Origin of the sequence: Streptomyces sp. NEAU-sy36, assembly GCF_013423905.1 — a bacterium.
Lineage (GTDB): Bacteria > Actinomycetota > Actinomycetes > Streptomycetales > Streptomycetaceae > Streptomyces > Streptomyces misionensis.
Genome location: NZ_CP058977.1, coordinates 4694205 through 4715332 on the forward strand (window position 1 = coordinate 4694205; position 21128 = coordinate 4715332).

At 73.9% G+C, this 21128-nt stretch carries 18 protein-coding genes; 9 read left to right on the plus strand and 9 right to left on the minus strand.

Annotated elements, in window-relative coordinates; all coding sequences use genetic code 11:
- Nucleotides 1-4 precede the first annotated feature (4 nt).
- Entirely contained in the window at nucleotides 5-2050 is a 2046-nt protein-coding gene (gene efeU / locus HZZ00_RS21280) for an iron uptake transporter permease EfeU (protein WP_180327928.1), read from the minus strand.
- A 212-nt stretch (nucleotides 2051-2262) separates the two neighbouring features.
- Between efeU and HZZ00_RS21285 the strand changes: the two genes are divergently transcribed.
- The 4 genes from HZZ00_RS21285 (at nucleotide 2263) to HZZ00_RS21300 (ending at nucleotide 5769) form a co-directional block, all read left to right on the plus strand.
- Complete coding sequence (locus HZZ00_RS21285) at nucleotides 2263-2922, plus strand: DedA family protein (RefSeq protein WP_180327929.1); 660 nt, start codon at nucleotides 2263-2265, stop codon at nucleotides 2920-2922.
- Nucleotides 2923-2953: 31 nt separating this feature from the next.
- On the plus strand, nucleotides 2954-3703 hold the full coding sequence (locus HZZ00_RS21290) for a phosphatase PAP2 family protein (protein ID WP_180327930.1): 750 nt from the start codon (nucleotides 2954-2956) through the stop codon (nucleotides 3701-3703).
- 269 nt (nucleotides 3704-3972) lie between these two features.
- Nucleotides 3973-4350, plus strand: a complete 378-nt coding sequence (locus HZZ00_RS21295) for a hypothetical protein (protein WP_180327931.1) — start codon at nucleotides 3973-3975, stop codon at nucleotides 4348-4350.
- 141 nt (nucleotides 4351-4491) lie between these two features.
- The gene (locus tag HZZ00_RS21300; RefSeq protein ID WP_180327932.1) at nucleotides 4492-5769 is read left to right on the plus strand and encodes a hypothetical protein; all 1278 of its coding nucleotides are present in this window, start codon (nucleotides 4492-4494) and stop codon (nucleotides 5767-5769) included.
- A 118-nt stretch (nucleotides 5770-5887) separates the two neighbouring features.
- On the opposite strand, the gene HZZ00_RS21305 is transcribed toward HZZ00_RS21300, so the two are convergent.
- The gene (locus HZZ00_RS21305; protein WP_180327933.1) at nucleotides 5888-7420 is read right to left on the minus strand and encodes a sodium:solute symporter family protein; all 1533 of its coding nucleotides are present in this window, start codon (nucleotides 7418-7420) and stop codon (nucleotides 5888-5890) included.
- 319 nt (nucleotides 7421-7739) lie between these two features.
- On the opposite strand from HZZ00_RS21305, the gene HZZ00_RS21310 reads away from it, so the two are divergent.
- Nucleotides 7740-8528, plus strand: a complete 789-nt coding sequence (locus tag HZZ00_RS21310) for an IclR family transcriptional regulator (protein WP_180327934.1) — start codon at nucleotides 7740-7742, stop codon at nucleotides 8526-8528.
- A 76-nt stretch (nucleotides 8529-8604) separates the two neighbouring features.
- Here the strand turns inward: HZZ00_RS21310 and HZZ00_RS21315 are convergent, their stop codons facing one another.
- On the minus strand, nucleotides 8605-9873 hold the full coding sequence (locus tag HZZ00_RS21315) for a glucarate dehydratase family protein (RefSeq protein WP_180327935.1): 1269 nt from the start codon (nucleotides 9871-9873) through the stop codon (nucleotides 8605-8607).
- Entirely contained in the window at nucleotides 9870-10790 is a 921-nt protein-coding gene (locus HZZ00_RS21320) for a 5-dehydro-4-deoxyglucarate dehydratase (RefSeq protein WP_180333644.1), read from the minus strand. Before HZZ00_RS21320 ends, HZZ00_RS21315 begins: the two co-directional genes overlap by 4 nt.
- Nucleotides 10791-10912: 122 nt before the next feature.
- Between HZZ00_RS21320 and HZZ00_RS21325 the strand changes: the two genes are divergently transcribed.
- The gene (locus HZZ00_RS21325) at nucleotides 10913-11722 is read left to right on the plus strand and encodes an NAD(P)-dependent oxidoreductase (protein WP_180327936.1); all 810 of its coding nucleotides are present in this window, start codon (nucleotides 10913-10915) and stop codon (nucleotides 11720-11722) included.
- Between the two features lie 80 nt (nucleotides 11723-11802).
- Complete coding sequence (locus HZZ00_RS21330) at nucleotides 11803-13308, plus strand: aldehyde dehydrogenase (NADP(+)) (RefSeq protein ID WP_180327937.1); 1506 nt, start codon at nucleotides 11803-11805, stop codon at nucleotides 13306-13308.
- Between the two features lie 32 nt (nucleotides 13309-13340).
- Here the strand turns inward: HZZ00_RS21330 and HZZ00_RS21335 are convergent, their stop codons facing one another.
- The 3 genes from HZZ00_RS21335 to HZZ00_RS21345 form a co-directional block, all read right to left on the minus strand.
- Complete coding sequence (locus HZZ00_RS21335) at nucleotides 13341-13955, minus strand: ALF repeat-containing protein (protein ID WP_180327938.1); 615 nt, start codon at nucleotides 13953-13955, stop codon at nucleotides 13341-13343.
- A gap of 268 nt (nucleotides 13956-14223) precedes the next feature.
- A complete protein-coding gene (gene prcB, locus HZZ00_RS21340) occupies nucleotides 14224-15078 on the minus strand; it encodes a proteasome subunit beta (protein ID WP_180333645.1) in 855 nt (284 codons plus the stop codon).
- Between the two features lie 80 nt (nucleotides 15079-15158).
- A complete protein-coding gene (locus HZZ00_RS21345; RefSeq protein WP_180327939.1) occupies nucleotides 15159-16682 on the minus strand; it encodes a hypothetical protein in 1524 nt (507 codons plus the stop codon).
- Between the two features lie 153 nt (nucleotides 16683-16835).
- Here HZZ00_RS21345 and HZZ00_RS21350 point away from each other — a divergent pair, with 153 nt between their 5' ends.
- On the plus strand, nucleotides 16836-17207 hold the full coding sequence (locus HZZ00_RS21350) for a BlaI/MecI/CopY family transcriptional regulator (RefSeq protein ID WP_180327940.1): 372 nt from the start codon (nucleotides 16836-16838) through the stop codon (nucleotides 17205-17207).
- A gap of 49 nt (nucleotides 17208-17256) precedes the next feature.
- Here the strand turns inward: HZZ00_RS21350 and HZZ00_RS21355 are convergent, their stop codons facing one another.
- A complete protein-coding gene (locus HZZ00_RS21355; RefSeq protein ID WP_180327941.1) occupies nucleotides 17257-19611 on the minus strand; it encodes a glycoside hydrolase family 65 protein in 2355 nt (784 codons plus the stop codon).
- Nucleotides 19608-20348, minus strand: a complete 741-nt coding sequence (locus HZZ00_RS21360) for a beta-phosphoglucomutase family hydrolase (protein WP_180327942.1) — start codon at nucleotides 20346-20348, stop codon at nucleotides 19608-19610. Before HZZ00_RS21360 ends, HZZ00_RS21355 begins: the two co-directional genes overlap by 4 nt.
- Before the next feature lie 86 nt (nucleotides 20349-20434).
- Between HZZ00_RS21360 and HZZ00_RS21365 the strand changes: the two genes are divergently transcribed.
- Entirely contained in the window at nucleotides 20435-21097 is a 663-nt protein-coding gene (locus tag HZZ00_RS21365) for a nucleoside/nucleotide kinase family protein (RefSeq protein WP_180327943.1), read from the plus strand.
- Nucleotides 21098-21128 lie beyond the last annotated feature (31 nt).

Genomic DNA, 21128 nt, shown 5'->3' on the forward strand with positions numbered 1-21128 from the left:
GTCATCAGGCGGACTTCCGGATCTCCAGCAGGTCCGGGACGGGGGCCAGGTCCTCGAGCAGCTGGCCGGTGGCCCCGTCGAGGCGCTGCCGGACGGGCGCGGGAAGCTTCTCGACGGGGGTCCAGTGGCCGCCGTCGTGGGCCGCGTCCAGCAGCTTGTGCACCCGGTCGATGTCGGCGTCGACGGTGGGCAGCAGCCGGGGCGAGCGACTGGTGAGCAGCGGTTCGAGGACGGTGAGCAGCTCGCGGGTGCCGGCGAGGTTGGCGTCGGCGGTGGCGAGGTTCGTGCCGCTGCCCTCGTCGGTGTCGCCGGTCAGCTCGAACTGGAGGGTGTTCTCCAGGATCTCGTGGGCGCGCAGCGGCAGGTCGCCGGGGTCGAAGTCCTGACGCGGGAATGCCTTGCGCAGCCCGGCGGCGTCCGTGTCCAGCTGCCGGGCGGGGCCGGTCAGCTCCTTGGCCGACTGGCCGTGCCACAGGCCGTACTCCAGACGGAGGAAGCCGGTGAAGTCCTTGTCGTGCTCGCCGCCGGGCAGGCCGTCGGCGCGGCCGTCGATCTTCTTGTCGAAGTCCTCGAAGGTGCCGTAGGCGGCGCCGAGCGAGGCGTAGGTGCGGTGGGCGGTGAGCCAGTCGGTGCGGGCCTTGCCCAGGTGGCCGCCCTCGATGTCACGGCGGAGGGTGCCGGTCTGGCCGACGAGGGTGTCCAGGCCGTGGGCGACGTACGCCTTGTACGCCTTCAGGGGGCCGGCGAGGTCCTGCTCGGAGACGGGGGTGACCGGCTTGGCCGCGCCGCCGCCGCGCACGGTGACCGGCTTGGAGGTGACGGCCTTGCCGCCGGCCGGGACGCAGCGCCAGGCGTAGGTGCCGCCCGCGACGGTGGCGACGAGGTCGCGGGTGGTGCCGGGGGCGAGGCCCTCGATCTCGCCGTAGACCGCGTTGGTGGACGGGTCGACCAGGTAGACCTCGGAGGCCTGCCGGCCGGTGTTGCGCATCCGGAAGGTCTGCCGGCCGGGCGCGGGCGCGGTGAAGCCCCTGCCGCAGTCGGTCTCGGAGACGGCGACGGTCTGGTCCCCGGCGGGCTTGGGCCGGCCGAGGGCGACGACCAGTGCCGCGATCACGGCGGGTACGGCGACCACGGCGGCCGGGACCACCCAGGCCGGGCGGCGCCCGGTGCGGGGCCGCGGGCCGGCGGGCGCCTCGGTGGCGGGCCGCTCGGCGGGCTCGGGCTTCGGCTTCGGAGCGGTGGCGCGCACGCCGCGCACGAACAGGGCCATCACCACGACGAGGTAGCCGACGTAGGCGACGACCTGGAGCCAGGTCATGGTGGGCATCAGGTTGAAGACGCCCTGGACGAGGGTGCTGTACCAGGAGCCCGCGTCGATGCTGCCGGCGAGGTCGAAGGCGTAGGCCGTCCTGCCGGGCAGCACGCCGCCCTCCTGGAGGTCGCGCAGGCCGTAGCCGAGCACGCCGGCGGCGATCACGATGAGGACCACGCCGGTGGCGGTGAAGAATTTCGTCAGGTTGATTTTGAGGACCCTGCGGTACAGGCCCCAGCACAGGCCGGCCGCGAGCACCAGGCCGATGGCGGCGCCGGTCAGCGGGCCCGCCGACTCACCGGCCGCCTGGGCGGTGGTCCACAGGAAGAGGGCGGTCTCCAGGCCCTCGCGGCCGACGGCGAGGAAGGAGGTGAGCACCAGCATTCCGGAACCCATGGCGAGGGCGCCGGTGACCTTCTGCTTCAGCTCGCTGGAGAGGTTGCGGGCCGAGCGGCGCATCCAGAACACCATGGCGGTGACGAACGCGACGGCGATCACGCTGAGGGTGCCGCCGAAGGCCTCCTGGGCGGTCTGCGGCATGGAGGCGGCGGTGAAGGTGAGGACGGCGCCGAAGCTCATCGCCACGGCGATCGCGGCCAGGACGCCGGTCCACACCTGCGGCAGCCGGGAGCGCGCCTCGGCGCGCACCAGTGTCGCGACCAGGATGGAGACGATGAGTCCGGCTTCGAGTCCCTCCCTCAGTCCGATCAGGAAACTCGGAAACGCGTCGTCCCACATGCCTGGCGGCCCTCCCAGTAACTTAGCGAAGGCATGCCTTACCTTCGCGACCATGATGACCACCCGTTCGTAGGCATCCGGTCATCAACCGGCAATCGCCGGGCAAAGGCCGGGCAGGAACCCCTGTCCGTGTTCGTCGGCACGACGGGCTACCGTCTACAAATGTGTAGTCACATGTTGTCGAAGCAAGTCGAAGGAAAGGGCGTGCGGCGATGGCCACTCCCCCACATCTGGCATCGCAGCTCGCGGTCAACGTGCTCGACGCCCATTCGCTGCTGGCCGCCTTCGGCGTGTTCGGCGTCGGCGTGGTGCTCTTCGCGGAGACGGGTCTGCTGATCGGGTTCTTCCTGCCCGGGGACTCGCTGCTGTTCACGGCGGGCCTGCTGTGCACCGGCTCGGCCGAGCACGGGCTGCACCTCTCGCTCGGACCGCTGCTGGTCGCGGCGGCGCTCGGCGCGCTGGTGGGCTCCCAGTGCGGGTTCCTGATCGGCCGGAAGGCGGGCGGCGCGCTGCTGGCCCGCACCCGCTCGGCGAAGCTGCGCGAGGGCGCCCGCCGCGCGGAGGAGCTGCTGGAGCGGTACGGCCACGCGAAGGCGATCGTGCTGGCCCGGTTCGTGCCGGTGGTGCGCACGGTGCTCAACCCGATGGCGGGCGCCCTCGGCGTGCCGACCCGCACGTTCACCGTGTGGCAGGTGGCAGGCGGCCTGGTCTGGAGCCTCGGCCTCACCCTGGGCGGGTACGCGCTCGGCTCCTCGATCCCGAACGTCGACAAGTACCTGCTGCCGCTGATCGCCCTGATCGTCGTGATCTCCCTCGTCCCGCTCGCCGCGGAGGTGCTGCGCTCGCGCAGGGCGGCGAAGGAGACGCTGTGAGGTCCGCCGCGTGCCGAGGAGTGTTCCGGGCGTGCTCGGTCCGGTGAGCCGCAAGTGCCTCGTGGGGCTGGCCGCCTGGCCGGCCTTCGCCGCGCTGACCGTGCTGGTGGTCCTGGGCCACGGCGCCCCGCTGGCCCCCGACCGGGGCCTGCACGCCTGGTCCCTCGCACACCGGCCGCCGGTGGCGGCGGCCGTGGCGCGGGGGCTGACCGACACCGGCACCGGGGTCGTGCCGTACGCCCTCGCGGTGGTGGCGGGCGTGATCGCGGCCCGTACGCGACGGCAGCGGGGCACCGCCGTGCCGCTGGCGCTGGGCTGCCTCGTCCTGGGGCAGGTCGCCCGGTACGGCGTGATGGCCCTGGTCGGCCGGGCCCGGCCCCCGCACGCGGACTGGCAGGCACTCGCCTCCGGCTGGTCGTACCCCTCCGGGCACACCACCACGTCGGCCATGACCGCCGGGCTGCTGATCGCGGCGCTGTACCTGCGCGCCCCGCGCGGCCGGGGGCCGCTGATGGCGCTGGCCGCCTGCTGGGCGGTGGCGGTCGGGCTGACCCGGGTCTTCCTGGGCGTGCACTGGTTCACCGACGTGGTGGGCGGCTGGCTGTTCGCGACGGGCTGGCTCTGCGCGTGCGGTGCCGTGGCGGCCCGATGGCTGCCCGGCCGCCCCGGCCCCGGCGCTCCGGAACCGGGCCCTGCCGATCCGTCCGGCGAGGCCGAGGGGCCGCTGGAGAGGGATACGGCCGAGGACCCTCCCCGTCGGGGCGGAGCACGGCCGGCGTGAGGGGCCGCGGCGGGGTCTCGGGCGAGGGCTTCGACCGGTCACCGGGAACCGCCCGACGCGGACGGCCCGAGGTGTGCCGGGCCTGCGCGCCAACGGCTGCACCGCTGCGGCGCTCCCGCTGCCCGCGCGGCACGGGCCGACGGACCGGCTCCCCGGGACCGTCCAGGAGTTCCCCGGCCCTCGAAATCCCCCTTCCACGGCGCAGCCGTCGCTGTAACGTCGGCCCCGGGCCCTCGCGAGGAGGGTCTCGGGGAGGCAGGGGGAGGACCGTGTCAGACATTTCCCGGCGCACCGTCCTGGGCGCCACGGGCGCAGTCGCCGCGTCGGCGCTTCTCACGGCGCCCGGCACGGCGCAGGCAGCCGAGACCGCGGGCGGCAAGGACACGAACACACCGCACAACACCTCGAAGGAGACCGTGACAACCATGGCCGGTGGCAGCCAGACCCTCAAGTACGTGGCGTACGTCTCCAGTCCCGACATGGAGGTGCTGAACGACGCGACGTTCGGCGTCGACGCCGACCCCGCCGACATGTGGGCGTATCTCGACGACGCCACGGCGCGGCTGAAGGACAGACACCCCTCCTATTCCTTCACCCCTCATCTCGTCCGGTACGACGAGGTCACCACCGAGATAGCGCACCCCTGACACGTACCGCGCCGACCCGGCCGGTGCGCGACCGTGCGCGGGGCATGACCCCTCCCCTCGCGGCCGGCGCCGTGGTCGACTTCCCTCCCACCGGTCGGCGCACGGGCCGGCCGGTGCCGGGAACGAGCACGGGAGGCGGAGTTGATCCTCGAACGAGCGCTGGCGCCCAGCGAGGCGGCGATGGTCCTGGCCGGCAACCCCGTCGCCGTCGGCTGGACGGTGCATGGACGCCTGGACGTCGAGCTGCTGCGGGCCGCCGTCCACGAACTGTCGCGCCGGACGCCCGTGCTCGCGGCTCGGATCGTCGAAGGACCCGACGGCCCGGTGCTGCGGCGCGACCTCGCCGACGCGCCCGTCGGCCTGGATCTCGCGCCCGACGGCTGGGCACCGCAGGACGCGGTCTTCCTGCGGCCCGGCGAGCGGGTGCTGCGCGTCCTGCTCCACCGTGACGCCCCGGACCGGCACACCCTCACCCTGCTCGCCTGGCACGCCGTCAGCGACGGCGCCTGCCTGATGGCGCTGCACAGACGGCTGTGGTCGATCTGCCGGGAACTCGCCGACGGGGCCGGTACGAGGGCCTCCGCACCCGGTGAGCTGCCCCGGCCCGTGGAGGAACGGCTCCACCAGCGGTACGGCGCCGCGGACATCGCCGCCTACGCCACCCAGTGGTCGGCACGGCTGGACGCGTCGCCGTCGGCCGCCCTGGTGCCGCGGGCCGCCCGCGACGGCGGTCCGGGCCCGGCCCACGGAGCCCACCGCCACCGGTTCGTGCTGTCCGCCGACCAGACCAGGTCGCTGATCCAGCAGGCACGCCGTGCACGGGCGACCGTCAACAGCCTCGTCTGCGCCCTGGCGATGACGGCCGTCCGCGGCTTGCTGCCGCCCGACGACGGCCCGCTGCGGCAGAGCTGTCTGATCCCCGTCGACCTGCGGTCACGGCTGCGTCCCCCGCTGCCGGCCGACGAGTTCGCCTTCGCCGCCTCCACGACCTCCGCCACCGCCCTGGTCGGCCCCGGAACGCCGGCCGGCGCCCTCGCCGGGCAGATCAGCCGTCAGGTGCGGGACTCCCTCGGCGCCGGGCACGCCGAACTGGAGTACCTGGCCACCGCGCGGATGCTCGGCCGGCTGGCCTCCGCCGCCCTCACCGTGGCCGTCAGCAACGTGACCCACCACTGCGCTCCCCCGGTGCTGCCCGACGGACTGACCGCCACGCGCCCGTCCGTCCTCACCATCCCTCCCGGCCCGCTCCCCACCCTCTTCGTCACCCGCCACCGCGAAGCCGTCTGCCTGGACCTCGTCCAGCCCCGCGCCTGGTACACCCGGGAACAGGCCGGCCGGCTGGCCGACGCCCTGCGAAGCGCGGTCGCCGCCGTCACCGGGACACCCGACGTGGAAGACCTCACCCGCCCCGGAACCTGACCTTTCCTCACCGGCGGTTCCCGGCCGTCCGGCCGCGCCCGGCGCTCGGCGGCCCCCGGACGGCGACCGAGGGCCGGGGCAGGACCGGGCGGTGGGGCCGACGCCCCGTCGGGCGGGGTCAGTCGGCCGCGGCGGCCAGCGACTCCCCGGCAGGGCCCGCGGGGCCCGTCGGCGCCCGAACGGCGTCGGTGCCGCTCACCGCCGTGGTGATCTCGTCCGCGACCGCGGACGGCTGTGGGAAGACCAGGCCGACGACCAGGTACAGGGCGAGGGAGGTCACCAGCGGCGTCGCGATGGTGAGCGTCTGGTCGGTGCTGTCCATGACGTACTTCACGACGACGAAGCCCGCCAGGCCGCACGCCCAGGAGATCAGCGCGGCCAGGGAGCCCCAGCGGCGGAACGCCGGCAGCAGGCCGAGCAGCATCGGGATGGAGATCGGTCCCATCACCGCGGCGACGAGGGCGGTGATGATGCCCAGCGGGCCGCCGAAGTGCTTCGCCTCCATGGCAACCACCATGCTCACCGCGATGAACGAGACCGTGCAGACCCGCGCGGCGAGCAGTCCGGTCCTGGCACCGAGCCCCCGGCCCTTGCGGGCGACGGCCGGGATGATGTCCCGGACGACCACGGAGGCGATGGCATTGGCGTCCGACGAGGCCATCGCCATGGTGTGCGAGAACATGCCGGCCAGGGTCAGACCGACCAGACCGGCGGGCAGCAGGTTCTCGGCCATCAGCGCGTACACCTGCTGCGGGTCCGCGATGTGCGGCATCAGCACCGGCCCGACGACGGACGGGAAGAGCAGCACGGCGGGCCAGATCAGGTAGAGCACCGCGGACAGGACGGCCGAGCGCTTGGCGGCCGGGGCGGAGTCCGTGGCCATGTAGCGCTGGGCAAGGTTCCACATGCCGCCGTTGTACTCGAAGAGCTTGACGACCACGTACGCGGTCAGGAAGCCGGCCGTGTACGGACCCACCAGCGGGTGGGTGTGACCGTCGGGCAGCCGGTCCCAGAGGGAGCCGAGGCCGGAGAAGCCGCCGACGTGGTCCAGGGTGACGATCACCATGGACAGCGCGGCGACACCCTGGATGACGAACTGGCCGAAGTCGGTGAGGGCGTCCGCCCACAGACCGCCGACGGTGCAGTAGACCAGGGTGACGACGCCGGTGATCAGGATGCCGATGTTGAGCGAGACTCCGGTGAACACGTTCAGCAGGATGGCGACCGAGGCCCACTTGGCGGCGACGTCGAAGACCTTGAGCAACGCGCCGCTCCACGCCAGCGCCTGCTGGGTGGCGACGTTGTACCGCCGGGACAGATACTCGAGCGGCGAGGCCACGTGGTAGCGACGGCGCAGCCGGTTCCAGCGCGGGGCGAACAGCCAGGCCCCGACACCGGTCGCGACGGCGAGCGGCAGGAACGCCCAGACGTAGATGGTGATGCCGTAGCTGTAGGCGACCGCCGCGTAGGCGACGAAGACGGCGGCGCTGTACCCCGACATGTGGTGCGAGATGCCGGACAGCCACCAGGGCATCCGGCCGCCGCCGGTGAAGTAGTCGCTCACGTCGTTGACGCGTCTGTGCGACCAGACGCCTATCAGCAGCATCACCACGAAGTAGCCACCGAGGGCCACCCAGTCCGGCCAAGCCATGCGAACTCCTCGATGCCGACGGCGCGTCGGCAGTAGCGAGCGGTAGGGGGCGGAGGCGGAGCGTCGGCGCGCCGGGGCCCGGACCTCCATGCATGGACGAAAGCTCGACTTGACCACGCCGTCTACATATGTAGACTCAGTTCTCATCCATGCTTTTCTGCGCGCACGTTAGCCTGGCGTACAGGGGCGGTCAATGTTTCGGGAAGTTTTCGTTGGCGCGACGGGCGGGACGCCCCGCCTCCGGTACGGCGAGGGGCGCCGTCGGCGTTCGGGGACGGCGCGATGGCCGGGGAGAGACAGGTGAATTGGGGTGGAGCCAATGACGGAGACGGGCGACGGCGCCCGCGGGCCGGTGAAGTCGGCGGAACGCACCGTCCAGATCATGGAGGTGCTGTCGGCCTCCCCGGAGCGGCTCACACTGGGCCAGCTGCAGGAGCGCACCGGATACCCGCGTTCCAGCCTGTACGCGCTGCTGCGCACCCTGGTGGGGCTCAAGTGGATCGAGGTCGAGGAGGGCGGCGAGGCGGCCGGCTTCGGCATCGGCCCGCGTGCCCTGCTGTGCGGAACGGCGTACCTGGACCGGGACCCGGCGCTGCCGTACGCGGTGCGGCAGATCGAGCAGCTGCGCGCGGACGTCGGCTACACCACGCACTACGCCCGGCTGGACGGCTCCAACGTCATCTACCTGGCCACCCGTGAGGCCACCGACTCCCGTCGGCTGACCTCCCGCGTGGGCCGGCAGCTCCCGGCGCACGCGACGGCCCTCGGCAAGGCGCTGCTCGCCGAGCTGACCGTGCGGGAGGTGGACGGACTGCTGCCGGAGCGGCTGGACGCGCTCACCCCGCACACCGTCACCCGGCGCCCGGCGCTGCGGGAGGAACTGGAGCGGACGCGCACCCGCGGCTGGGCACTGGAGAGCGAGCAGAACACCCCCGGACTGTGCTGCGTCGCCGCGGCGGTGCCGTACCGCATCCCGGCCACCGACGCGATCAGCTGCTCGATCCCGCTGGACCACGCCACGGACCAGGAGACCGAGCGGGTGGCGGAGGCGGTGAGCAGGCACGCCGCGGCCCTGGCCCAGACCCTGCGCCGCAACGGCATCCGCTGACGCGCGGCCGGCTGGTGGTGCCCCGCCGTCCGGACGAGGGGGCACCACCGGTCTCACCGGCCCGGCGCCGGGGCCCTCACCAGCGCGGGACCTTCTTCTCGTACGACGGGTCGATCCGCCGCATGTAGCCGGTGTCGTCGCGGTTGCGCAGTCCGCAGGACACGTACTGCTCGTGCAGGCGGGCCAGCGCGTCCCGGTCGAGTTCGACGCCGAGACCGGGCGCGGTGGGCACGGCGACGGAGCCGTCGCGGAACTCCAGGGCGCCCGCCGCGACGACCTCCTCGGTCTTCCAGGGCCAGTGGGTGTCGCAGGCGTACGTCAGGTTCGGCGTGGCCGCCGCCAGATGGGTCATCGCGGCGAGGCTGATGCCCAGGTGCGAGTTGGAGTGCATGGACAGGCCCAGATCGAAGGTGTCGCAGATCCCGGCGAGCACCTTCGAACGCTGCAGACCGCCCCAGTAGTGGTGGTCGGACAGCACCACCTGGACCGCGTCCAGGGCCACCGCGGGCCTGAGTTCGTCGAAGGCGACCACGCACATGTTCGTGGCGAGCGGCATCGGCGCCTCGCGCGCGACCCGGGCCATGCCCTCCTGCCCCGGCGTGGGGTCCTCCAGGTACTCCAGGACGCCGTCCAGCTCGCGGGCCACCCTCAGGGAGGTCTCCACCGTCCAGGCGGCGTTGGGGTCGAGCCGCAGCGGCCGGTCGGGGAAGGCCTCGCGCAGGGCGCGGACCGCCTCCATCTCCTCCTCGGGCCGGAACACACCGCCCTTGAGCTTGAGGGCCGAGAAGCCGTATTGGTCGATCATGCGGCGGGCCTGCGCCACGATCCCCTCGGGGTCGAGCGCCTCGCCCCAGGAGTCGGGCTCGTCACCGGGGTGCCCGGCCCACTTGTAGAACAGGTAGGCGCTGAAGGGCACGTGGTCCCGCACGGCGCCGCCGAGCAGGTCGGACACCGGGCGCCCGGCCGCCTTGCCCTGGATGTCCAGGCAGGCGACCTCGAAGGACGAGAAGACCCGGTCCACCGTGCTGCTGGTGGTGATCATGCCGGTGAGGCCGTGCCCGTCGCTGCCGGTGTCCCCGCCGAGCGCGGCGGCGACCACGGCGTGCATCCGGCCGAGCCGGTGGACGTCCAGGCCCACCAGCGCGTCGGCGGCCTGCCGCAGCCGGCGCAGATGGCCCTCGTCGGCGTAGGTTTCGCCGAGACCGGTGATCCCCTGGTCGGTGTGCACCTCCAGGACGGCGCGCAGCGCGTACGGCTCGTGCACGCCGACGGCGTTGAGCAGGGCGGGGTCGCGGAAGGCGACGGGGGTCACGGTGACGTCGGTGATGCGGATCGCGTCGCTCATCGGGCGATGTCCTCCACGAGGGCCAGGCCCGCGTCGGTGATCCGGCGCAGGGCGTCGAGGTGTTCGGGGGCCGGGTCCACCAGCGGGGCGCGCACCCCGCCGACCTCCAGGCCCCGTTGCCGCACGCCCGCCTTGACCAACGAGACGGCGTAGCCCGGCACCTGGTCGCGCAGCGCCACGAGCGGATGGAAGAACTCCCGCTGCAACCGCTCCACCGTGTGCCGGTCGCCCTTCTCGACCGCCTGGTAGAAGGCGTTGGAGATCTCCGGGGCGAAGCAGAAGACGGCGGAGGAGTACAGGTCCACGCCGATGCCGCGGTATGCCGGGACGGTCACCTCGGCGGTGGGCATGCCGTTGAAGAACTGGAACGGCTTGGCGGTGCCCGCGAGTTCGTGCCGTACCGCGGTCACGATGCGCGAGAGCCGGTCCAGGTCGCCGACCCCGTCCTTGAGGCCGACCACCTTGTCGTGGCGGGCCAGTTCGGTGGCGGTGGCGGCGTCGAAGCGGGCGTTGGAGCGGTTGTAGACGATGACCGACAGGTCGGCGGCGTCCGCGACCTGCCGCGTGTAGGCGGCGAGTCCGGCCGCCGGGGCCTGTACCAGGTAGGGCGGGAGCAGGAGCAGGCCGTCGGCGCCCGCGTCCTGGGCGACACGCGAGTACCGGCGGGCCAGCGGCAGCGGGCCGCCGGTACCGGCGAACACCGGGACACGGCCGGCCACGGTCTCGACCGCGGTGCGCACGGCCTCGCCGTGCTCCTCGGGGCTCAGGGCGTGGAACTCGCCCGTACCGCAGGCGACGAAGACCCCTCCGGGACCGGCGGCGAGGCCGCGGCGCAGATGCTCGGCGAGCACCTCCCGGTCGACCTGCCCGGACGCCGTGAAGGGCGTCACCGGAAAGAACAGCACGCCGTCGAACATGGGCACTTGGCACTCCTCCGTCGTCTACATATGTAGACAGCCTCCACATTTGCGAACCTGCCTTCGAACTGTAAGACTCGGCCAGGAGTACGGTCAAGACGGCTAGAAGCCGCCGAGAGGAGATGGGGCGAGTGACCCAGCGCATCGTGATCACCGGAGCCGCGGGAGGGGTCGGCACCCTGCTCCGCCCCAGGCTGGCCCGGAAGGGCCGGACCCTGCGGCTGCTGGACGTGGCGCCGGTACCGGCCGCGGCCGAGGGCGAGGACGTGGAGTGCGTGCGGGTGTCGGTCACGGACCTGCCGGGGATGCGCGCGGCCCTCGCCGGGGCCGACGCGGTCATCCACCTCGGCGGCCTGAGCGTCGAGGGGCCGTGGGACCGCATCCTCGACATCAACATCAACGGCACCCGCACGGTCCTCGAAGCGGCCCGCCGGGCCGGCGTGCCCCGGGTGATCATCGCGAGCAGCAGCCACGCGGTGGGCTTCCACCCCCGGGGCGAGGGCGAGGCACCGGACTACCTCTTCCCCCGGCCCGACACCTACTACGGCGTCAGCAAGGTGGCCGCCGAGGCCCTCGGCAGCCTCTACCACGACCGCTACGGCCTGGACGTGGTCTGCGTCCGCATCGGCGGCTGCTTCGAAACCCCCATCGCCACCCGCCAGTTGGCCACCTGGCTGTCCCCGGACGACTGCGCGCGCCTGATGGAGGCGCTCATCGCCACGCCCTCGCCCGGCTTCCGCGTGGTGTGGGGCGTCTCGGACAACACCCGCCGCTGGTTCTCGCTGGACGAGGCACGCGCCCTGGGCTACGAGCCCCGGGACGACGCCGAGCGCTTCGCCGCCGAACTCCAGGGCCGGCACGACCCGTTGGACGAGATCTATCTGGGCGGCGCCTTCTGCTCGCCCGAACTCGACGCGGACGCGGACGACTGACACGGCACCCGCCGCCACGGCCCGCCGCACCGCGGCTCCCCCCGAATCCCCCCGTACGACCCGGAGGTTCGACCGATCCGATGACCGACACCACGACCGCCCCGCTGCGGGGCATCAGCCCGCGTACCGGTGAGCCCGTCGGCGACCCGGTCCCCGTGTCCACCGCGCAGGACGTCGACGCCGCGGCCCGCGCCGCCGCCCGGGCCTTCCCCCTCTGGTCCGCGCTGCCCGCCGCCGACCGGGCCGCGGCCCTCGACGCCGCCGCCGACGCGCTGGACGCGGCCCGCGCGGAACTCGTCGCGGTCGCCGACGCCGAGACCGCGCTCGGCGAGGTCCGGCTGACCGGCGAGGTGGGCCGCACCAGCGGCCAGCTGCGCCTGTTCGCCGAGGTGCTGCGCGACGGCGGCCATGTGCAGGCCGTCCTCACCCCGGCCGACCCGGCCGCCGGGCGTCCCGACATCCGCCGGATGCGGCAGGCGATCGGTCCGGTGGCCGTGTTCAGCGCCTCCAACTTCCCGTTCGCCTTCTCCGTGGCGGGCGGTGACACCGCCTCCGCCCTCGCGGCCGGCTGCCCGGTGGTGGTCAAGGCGCACGAGGGCCACCCGGCGACCTCGGTCGCCGTCGCGCGCGTCGTCGCCGGGGCGCTGCGCGACGCCGGCGCCCCCGACGGCGTCCTCGGCCTGGTCACGGGCTTCGAGGCGGGTACCGCGCTGGTGAACCACCCGGCCGTCAAGGCCGTCGGTTTCACCGGCTCGCAGTCCGGCGGCCGGGCCCTGTTCGATCTCGCCGCCGCCCGCCCCGAACCGATCCCCTTCTACGGCGAACTCGGCAGCGTCAACCCGGTGGTGGTCCTGCCGGACGCCGCCGCGCGGCGCACCGGGGAGATCGCGGAGGGGTACGCCCGGTCGCTCACCCTGGGCACCGGCCAGTTCTGCACCAACCCCGGTCTGCTGTTCGTCCCCGAGGACGGCCCGCTGCCGGACGCCGTCGCCGCCGCGGTCGCCGCCACCACGACCGGAGCCATGCTGACGGCCGGCATCCGGGACGGGTACCGGGCCCGGGTCGCCGCACTGGACGAGTCGGCCGGCCTCGTCCCGCTGGCCTCCGGAGACGCGAACGACGACTCCTTCGCGGTGGCTCCGCGCGTGTGGCGGTGTTCCCTGACGTCCTTCGCCGACCGTCTGGACGCCCTGGCCGAGGAGTGCTTCGGCCCGGCCGGCCTGGTGGTGACGTACCCGGACCCGGACGCGCTGGCCGAGGTACTGGCGGCCCTCCCGGGCAGCCTCACCGGCTCGGTGCACGCCACGGCCGGTGACGCGGCGGCGGCCGCCCGGGTGGCCGCGGTGCTGCGGCACCGCGTGGGCCGCCTGGTCCACAACGGCTGGCCGACCGGCGTCGCCGTCTGCCGGGCCATGCATCACGGCGGCCCGTGGCCGTCGACGACGGCTTCGCTGCACACCTCGGTGGGGGCCACGGCGATCGACCGCTGGCTGGTCCCGGTCGCCTACCAGGACTGGCCGGACGAACTGCTCCCGCCCGAGCTCCAGGACGCCAACCCGCTGGGGATTCCCCGCCGGGTGGGCTGATCGGACCGCCGGAGCGCGGGCGTACCGATCAGTTAGGCGTCCACCTCGTAGCGCCCGTGCTCCAGGAAGTAGCGCAGCGCCTCCGGCGTGCCGTCGTCCAGGGCCTTCTCCGCCGCCGCGCGGAGGGCCGGGCTGGTGGCCGGGTCGGCGAGGATGCGGGAGATCGCCACCCTGTCGTCCTCGGCCTGAGCCGTCCGGTAGCCGGTCTCCAGGAAAGCCCGCAGGGCCTCCGGGGAACCATCGTCCAACGCCGCCGTGGCCGCCCGGACGACCGCCTTCTGATTGTTCTGCTGCGCGATACCCAGGATGCGGAAGACGGCCACACTGTCGTCCTCCGCCTGGGCCTGCCGGTAACCCGTCTCCAGGAAAGCCCGCAGGGCCTCCGGGGAACCATCGTCCAACGCCGCCGTGGCCGCCCGGACGACCGCCTTCTGATTGTTCTGCTGCGCGGTGCCCAGGATGCGCAGGACGGCGACCCGGAGGTCGTCGTCCGACATGTCGCCGACCGGGGTGTCGGTGGCCGCCGTCGCGGGCGTCGCCACGGCCGTGGTGGTGGACGTGCCTTCGGCGAAGGCCGGAGCACTGAGCAGGAGTGCCGGGGTCAGTGCGGTGGCCGCGACGGTCAGGGCGGCGCGGGTCAGTCTCATACGGGAACGCTCCTTGCTGGCCTGGAAGTGCGGGCGGAGTGCGCACTCGGACATCGTGTCGGCGGACGAGGCGCCGGCTCGGCCCACGCCGCCGTCGCCCTGTCGTCGCCAGGAGACGGTGGCGTGCGGCCCTCCCCCGAGCCCGTGCGTACCCCCGTGCCTCATCCGCCGTACGGCAATCTAGACGCCGGGGCTACGCGCGTTCATTGCCCGGAGCAGGAAGTGTTCGGGGCTTGTTCGTTGCCGTTCGAATGTCACCCCGCGGGAGCTACGGTTCGACGTGCGGCCCGTCCGGGCGGCCCGCGCGCTGCCGCACCATCTCCCGGCTCAGCTCCTCGGTCTGCGACTGCGGCAGCCGCTCGAAGCCGTCCTCCGTGATGAACGAGATGATCGGGAAGATACGGCGGTTGAGGTCGGGGCCGCCGGTGGCCGAGTCGTCGTCGGCGGCGTCGTACAGCGCGTGCAGCGCGGCGAGCGCGGCCTCGCGGCGCGGCAGGCCCGGCCGGTAGAGCTTCTTCAACGCGCCGCGGGCGTACGGGGATCCGGAGCCCTCCGCGTGGAAGCCGCGCTTCTCGTACAGGCCGCCGACCGCGTCGTAGGCGAAGATGCGGCCGCCCTCCCCCGCCGGCGCGGTCAGGTCGTAGCCCGCGAGCAGGGGGACGACGACGAGGCCCTGCATGGCCTGGGCGAGGTTCTGCCGGATCATGGCCGCGAGACGCGTGGCCTTCGCGGCGAGGGTCATCGGCGTGCCCTCGATCTTCTCGAAGTGGGTCAGCTCGACCTGGTAGAGCCGCACCATGTCGAGGGCGAGTCCGACGGTGCCGGCGAAGGCGACGGCGGTGTGCTCGTCGGCGGGGTGGACCTTCTCCAGATCGCGCTGGGCGATCAGGTTGCCCATGGTGGCCCGGCGGTCCCCGGCGATCAGCACGCCGCCGGCGTACGTCAGGGCGAGCACCGTGGTGCCGTGCGGGAACCGGCCGGGGGCCGCGCTCGTCCCGGCGGGCAGCGGGGACACGGTGGGCAGCAGGCCCGGCCGGTGCGCGGCCAGGAACTCGGTGAAGGACGAACCCCCCGGCGTGAAGAACGCCTCGTCCGGCAGCCCCGCGGTGTCGTTCCCCGTCATCTGCTTCCCCTCCGTCGGCACGCGGTCTCCTCCGTGTCCTACCTCGCCGGACGCACCGGAAACCCCGCGGGGCGACGCCGTCACACACCGCTGCCCGGCAGCGTGTAGTACAGCCGCCGCCCCTCGGCCGGGACCCAGGCCCAGTCGCGGGCGTAGGCGGGCGGCCGGGCGCCTTCGGGAACCAGCGTGGCCGCCGGGATGCGCCGGGCGGTACGGGCGATGGCGTCGGTGGTCGAGTTGGCGTTGGGTCCGCTGGTCGCGGCCGAGGCGCAGCCGGCGTAGAAGGCGACCGGCAGTGCCTCGTCGCCGGTGACCAGGCAGGGGGCGCGGACCCCGACCCGGTGCAGGGTGGCGGCGGTGCGCGACCAGACGCGGTGGGCGGCGGTGGTGCCGCGCACCGTGTGGATGAGCACGCTCAGTTGGGCGCCGAGGTGCAGCGCGAGGCCCAGGCAGAGCAGGGTGCGGACGACCGGGCGCCAGGGCCCGCGCGGAGCGGTCGCGAGCCACGGCAGCGCGGCGGCGACCGGGACCGCCAGCAGGGCGTAGGCGGGCAGCAGGAAGCGGGGGGCCGCGTAGCCGATGAGGAAGAGGTAGGGGAAGGCGGCCGACGCCGCGCAGGCGAGCGGCAGCGCGGTGGCCGCCGGGCGCCGGGCGCGGACCGCGAGGACCAGGGCGAGCAGCGCGAGCAGGGGCAGCGCGAACCACCAAGCGGTGACGAGCGGGCTGGGCAGGGCGCCCGTGCACGGCCGGCACAGGGAGCGTCCGCCGAGGCTGCGCAGTTGGTCGGTCACGGCGACGTGCCAGCCGAGCCCGCCCTGGATCGCCGAGCCCTCGTGCAGCCGCTGGAAGAGGCCGCCATAGCTGACGTACGCCTCGATCACCCACTCGGCCACCCCGGCGGCGAGCCCCGCGAGCAGCGCGGCCGACCGCTTCCAGGAGCGGCGCACCAGCGCGACGGCGAGCAGGGGCAGTACGGTCCAGACCGCGTCCACGGGACGCATCCAGCCCATCAGCGCGGTGCCGGCGGCGAGGCCCAGGAGCGCGGCCCGGTCGCGGCCCGTGGACGGCGCGCCCGCGGGCGGCGTTCTCGCGGGCGGCTCGCCGACGCGCAGGAAGAGCCCGGTCGCCGTCAACGCCCCGATCGCCACCCAGTAGTTGGGCATGGCCTGGGGGCCGTAGAAGAGGGTGATCCACAGGGAGGCGAAGAGCGCGCCCGCGAGGGCGAGGACGCGGACCGGGAAGAGTCCGCGCCAGGCGCGCAGTGCCAGGTACAGGGCGAGGCCGGACAGGACGGCGAGGTAGCAGCGCAGCAGGACCGTCGAGGACGACCACGCGGTGACGGGTGCGACGAGCAGGGAGATGCCGCGGGCCCGGGGCGCGCTGAAGTAGGCGGCGGGGGCGTGCGCGCTGATCTGGCTGACGTACACCGTCTCGTCCCAGCCGAGTCCCATGCCGGGTCGTACCAGGAGCAGTTGGGCCAGGGTGAAGGCCGCGGCGACGGCCGCGAGCGGGACGGCGGCCCGCACGCCGGGACCGCGCCCGGTCAGGTGCCGGGAGCGCTCGGCCCGCGTCCCGGCGAGTGCGGCATCCGTGCTGCCGGTCATCCTCACCCCTTCGCCCCGTGCGGGCAGAACCGGAGGGGACCACCACATCACGGAGCCGCCGCGGATCGGGGGCGACCCGCCCACTTCCGCCCGGTTGGTGGGCAGGCGGGCACGGCCCGCGGACCCGGCCCCTACGCGCTGTAAGGTTGGGGCATGGCTAGGGCGGAACGGCGCAGCGCCGGTGAGCTGGAGAGTGAGGTGCTGGCCGCCCTGTGGGCCACCGATCGGCCGCTCACGCCGGCGGAGATCCAGACCGAGATCGGCGGTCTGGCGTACAACACCGTGCACACCATCCTCAAACGGCTGTACGACAAGGGGCTGGTGCTGCGGGACGCGGACGGGCGGCGCGGCGCGTACCGCCCGTCGAAGAACGCGGCCGAGCTGACCGCCGAGGCCATGCGCCGGGCCCTGGACCGGGGCCCCGACCCGATCGCCGCCCTCCAGCAGTTCGTGACCGGTCTGAGCCACGAGGAGGAGCGGGCCCTGCGCGAGCTGCTCGCGCAGGGCGGGGGCGACCCCGGCTGAGCGGTGTCGCCCCGGCCGATCAGCGGCCCGGGTGACACCGCCCGTTCCCTCACTCCCCGTGCGGCGCCCGGTGTCGCGGCTGCTGGGGCGCGGGGCGGCGGACGGCCGGGGGGACGGCCCGGACCGCGGGCTCGCTCGTGGTCACGGTGAGCGGCTCGCCGTGGTGGTGGAGGGTCAGGGGCGGCCCGTCGAGGAGGGCGTAGGTGGTCTTGTCGGCGTCGATCTCCACCCGCAGCCGGCGTCCGCGGAACTGCACGTGGAAGGCGAGCCGGGCCAGGCGTTCGGGCAGCCGGGGCGCGAACCGCAGCCGTTCGCCGTCGCGGCGCATGCCGCCGAAGCCCGCCACCAGGGCCATCCAGGTGCCGGCGAGCGAGGCGATGTGCAGCCCGTCGCGGGTGTTGTGCTCCAGGTCGTGCAGGTCCATCAGGGCCGCCTCGGCCGTGTAGGCGTAGGCGAGGTCGAGGTGGCCCGTGCGGGCGGCGACGACGGCCTGGCAGCAGGCGGACAGGGAGGAGTCGCGCACGGTCAGCGGCTCGTAGTAGGCGAAGTCGCGGGCGATCTGCTCCTCGTCGCAGCGTTCGGCGAAGTACCCGTCGCAGGTGTACAGGGCCAGCACCAGGTCGGCCTGTTTGACGACCTGCTTGCGGTAGAGGTCGAAGTAGGGGAAGTGCAGCAGCAGCGGGTACTGGTCGGCGCGGGTGGCGTCGAAGTCCCAGCGCTGGTAGCGGGTGAACCCGGCATGCTGTTCGTGGACGCCGAGTTCGGCGTTGTAGGGGACGTGCATCGCCGCGGCCGCGTCCCGCCAGGCCGCGCTCTCCTCCTCGTCCACCCCGAGCCGGGCGGCCTCGCGCGGGTGGCGTTCGACGGCGTCGACGGCGGCCAGCAGGTTCTGCCGGGCCATCAGGTTGGTGTAGGTGTTGTCGTCGGCGACCGCGCTGTACTCGTCGGGGCCGGTGACGCCGTCGAGGTGGAAGACGCCGTGCACGTCGTGGTGGCCGAGCGAGCGCCACAGCCGGGCGGTCTCCACGAGGAGTTCGACCCCGGCCTCGCGTTCGAAGTCGGTGTCGCCGGTGGCCTCGACGTAGCGGACGACGGCGTCGGCGATGTCGGCGTTCACATGGAAGGCGGCGGTGCCGGCGGGCCAGTACGCCGAGCCCTCCGGTCCCGCGATGGTCCGCCAGGGGAACGCGGCCCCGGCCAGCCCCAGTTGCGCCGCGCGCTCGCGGGCCTCGTCCAGGGTGCCGTACCGCCAGCGCAGCGCCTCGGCGACGGCGGCGGGCGCGGTGTGGGTGAGCAGGGGCAGCACGAACATCTCGGTGTCCCAGAAGGCGTGCCCGTCGTAGCCGGAGCCCGTCAGCCCCTTCGCGGGGATGGCGCGCCGCTCGGCGCGGGCCCCCGCCTGGAGGACGTGGAACAGGGCGAACCGTACGGCCTGCTGGATCTCCTCGTCCCCGGTCACCTCGACGTCGGCGCGCGCCCAGAAGTCGTCCAGGCAGGCCCGCTGGTCGGCGAGCAGGCCGGGCCAGCCGTCGTGGGCGGCGGCCGCGAGCGCGGCGTCGACCTGGTCGGCCATGGCGGGCAGCGAGCGGGTGGCCGACCAGCCGTGGGCGACCAGCTTCTCGACCCGCAGCGTCTGCCCGGGCTCCAGCACCGAGGTCACGGTCAGCCGGGCCAGGTCGGTGCCGCTCTCGCTGCGGGTGGTGGTGCGTTCGGGCCCGCTGACCAAGTGGTCGGCGGCCACCGCGACCCGCAGGCCGCTGCGCCGGGTGCGGTGCACCAGGCGCAGCCGCTCGCCCGCGGCGAGGTGGTCCTCCTGTTCCAGGGGCGACTGGAGCGCCATCGCGGCGCGCGGGTCGCCGTCGCCGCCGGGCAGGCTCTCGTTGGCGACCAGTTCGGACTGGATCACCACCCGGGTACGGCAGTCGACGGCCTCCACCTCGTAGGCGACGGCGGCCACCGCGCGCTGGGTGAGCGAGACCAGCCGGGTCGAGCGGACCCGGACCGTGGAGCCGGCCGGCGAGGTCCACTCGCAGGTCCGCTCCAGCACTCCGCGGCGCAGGTCCAGCACCCGCTCGTGGGCGACGAGCCGGCCGTAGCGCAGGTCGAACGGCTCGTCGTCGACCAGCAGCCGCAGGATCTTGCCGTTGGTGACGTTGATGACGGTCTGCCCCGACTCCGGATAGCCGTACCCGGCCTCCGCGTACGGCAGCGGGTGCACCTCGTGGACGCCGTTGAGGTAGGTGCCGGGCAGGCCGTGCGGTTCCCCCTCGTCGAGGTTGCCGCGCCAGCCGACGTGGCCGTTGGAGAGCGCGAAGACGGACTCGCTCTGCGCGAGCACGTCGAGGTCGAGCGCGGTCTCCCGGACGGCCCACGGCTCGACGGCGTACGAACCCTGCGTGATCACCGCTCGTCCCCCAGTTCGGCGAGGTCCTCGACGACGACGCTCGCGCCGTGCGCGTAGAGCGCGTCGCGCTGGCCGACCCGGTCGACGCCGACGACGTATCCGAAGCCGCCCGCGCGGCCCGCGTCCATGCCGGCCAGCGCGTCCTCGAACACGGCCGCCCGGGACGGTTCGACGCCGAGGTCGCGGGCGGCGGCGAGGAAGGTGTCGGGGTGCGGTTTGCCCGGCAGGTTCCGCTCGGCGGCCACCACGCCGTCGATCCGTACGTCGAAGTAGTGCTCGGCGCCCACCGACCGCAGTACGTCACGGCAGTTGGCGCTGGAGGAGACGATCGCGGTGCGCAGCCCCTCGGTGCGGACCGCCGCCAGGTAGCGCAGGGTGTCCTCGTACGCCTCGACGCCGCCGGTCCGGATCTTTGCGAGGAGCAGCTCGTTCTTGCGGTTTCCGAGGCCGTGCACGGTCAGGGCGTCCGGCGGGTCGTCCGGGGTGCCTTCCGGCAGCCGGATGCCGCGGGAGTCCAGGAAGGCGCGCACCCCGTCGGCGCGCGGCCGGCCGTCGACGTACTCGTCGTAGTCGGCGACCGCGTCGAACGGCCGTGCCTGCTCGCCCCCCTGGGAGCGCAGGAACGCGTCGAACGTCTCCTTCCACGCGGCCGCGTGCACGACGGCCGTCTTGGTGACGACCCCGTCGAGATCGAAGAGACAGGCCTGGATGTCGTCGGGCAGACCGAGCTGAGTCATACCGAGCACTGTTCCCCGTGAGCGGCGGTCCAGTGAGTGGCGCACGCCACATGTTCCCGCGGCCCGAAGTGACAGACTCTGCTGTCGTGCCACCGACCTTCGACGACCTCCTCGCACGCGCCCGCGCACTCCCCCGGGCGGGCCGGCGCGCCGTGCTCGGCATCGCGGGCGGCCCGGGAGCGGGCAAGTCCACGCTGGCCGAGGGGCTGGTGCGCGCCCTGAACGCCGGCGGCCCCCCGTGGGTCGCCCACGTCCCCATGGACGGCTTCCACCTGGCGGACGCCGAACTCGACCGGCTGGGCCGCCGGGACCGCAAGGGCGCCCCGGACACCTTCGACGCGGCCGGGTACGCGGCGCTGCTGCGCCGGCTGCGCGAGGACGGCGACGAGGTGGTGTACGCGCCCGGGTTCGAGCGGGTCCTGGAGCAGCCGCTGGCGGGGGCGATCCCGGTGCCGCCGAGCGCCCGGCTGGTGGTGACCGAGGGCAACTACCTTCTGCTGGAGGAGGGTTCGTGGGCGCGGGTGCGGCCGTGCCTGGACGAGGTGTGGTTCTGCGAGCTGCCCGAACAGGAGCGGGTCAGCCGACTGGTCGCCCGGCACGAGCGGTTCGGCAAGGACCACGCGGCGGCGCTCGCCTGGGTGCTGAGCACGGACCAGCGCAACGCCGATCTGGTGGCGACGACCCGCGGCCGGGCGGACCTGCTGGTCCCGGCGGACGTCCTGCCGCCGCCGTCGTCGTCGCCGGGCTGAGGCCGCTGGTCAACCCGCTGGTCACGGCCTT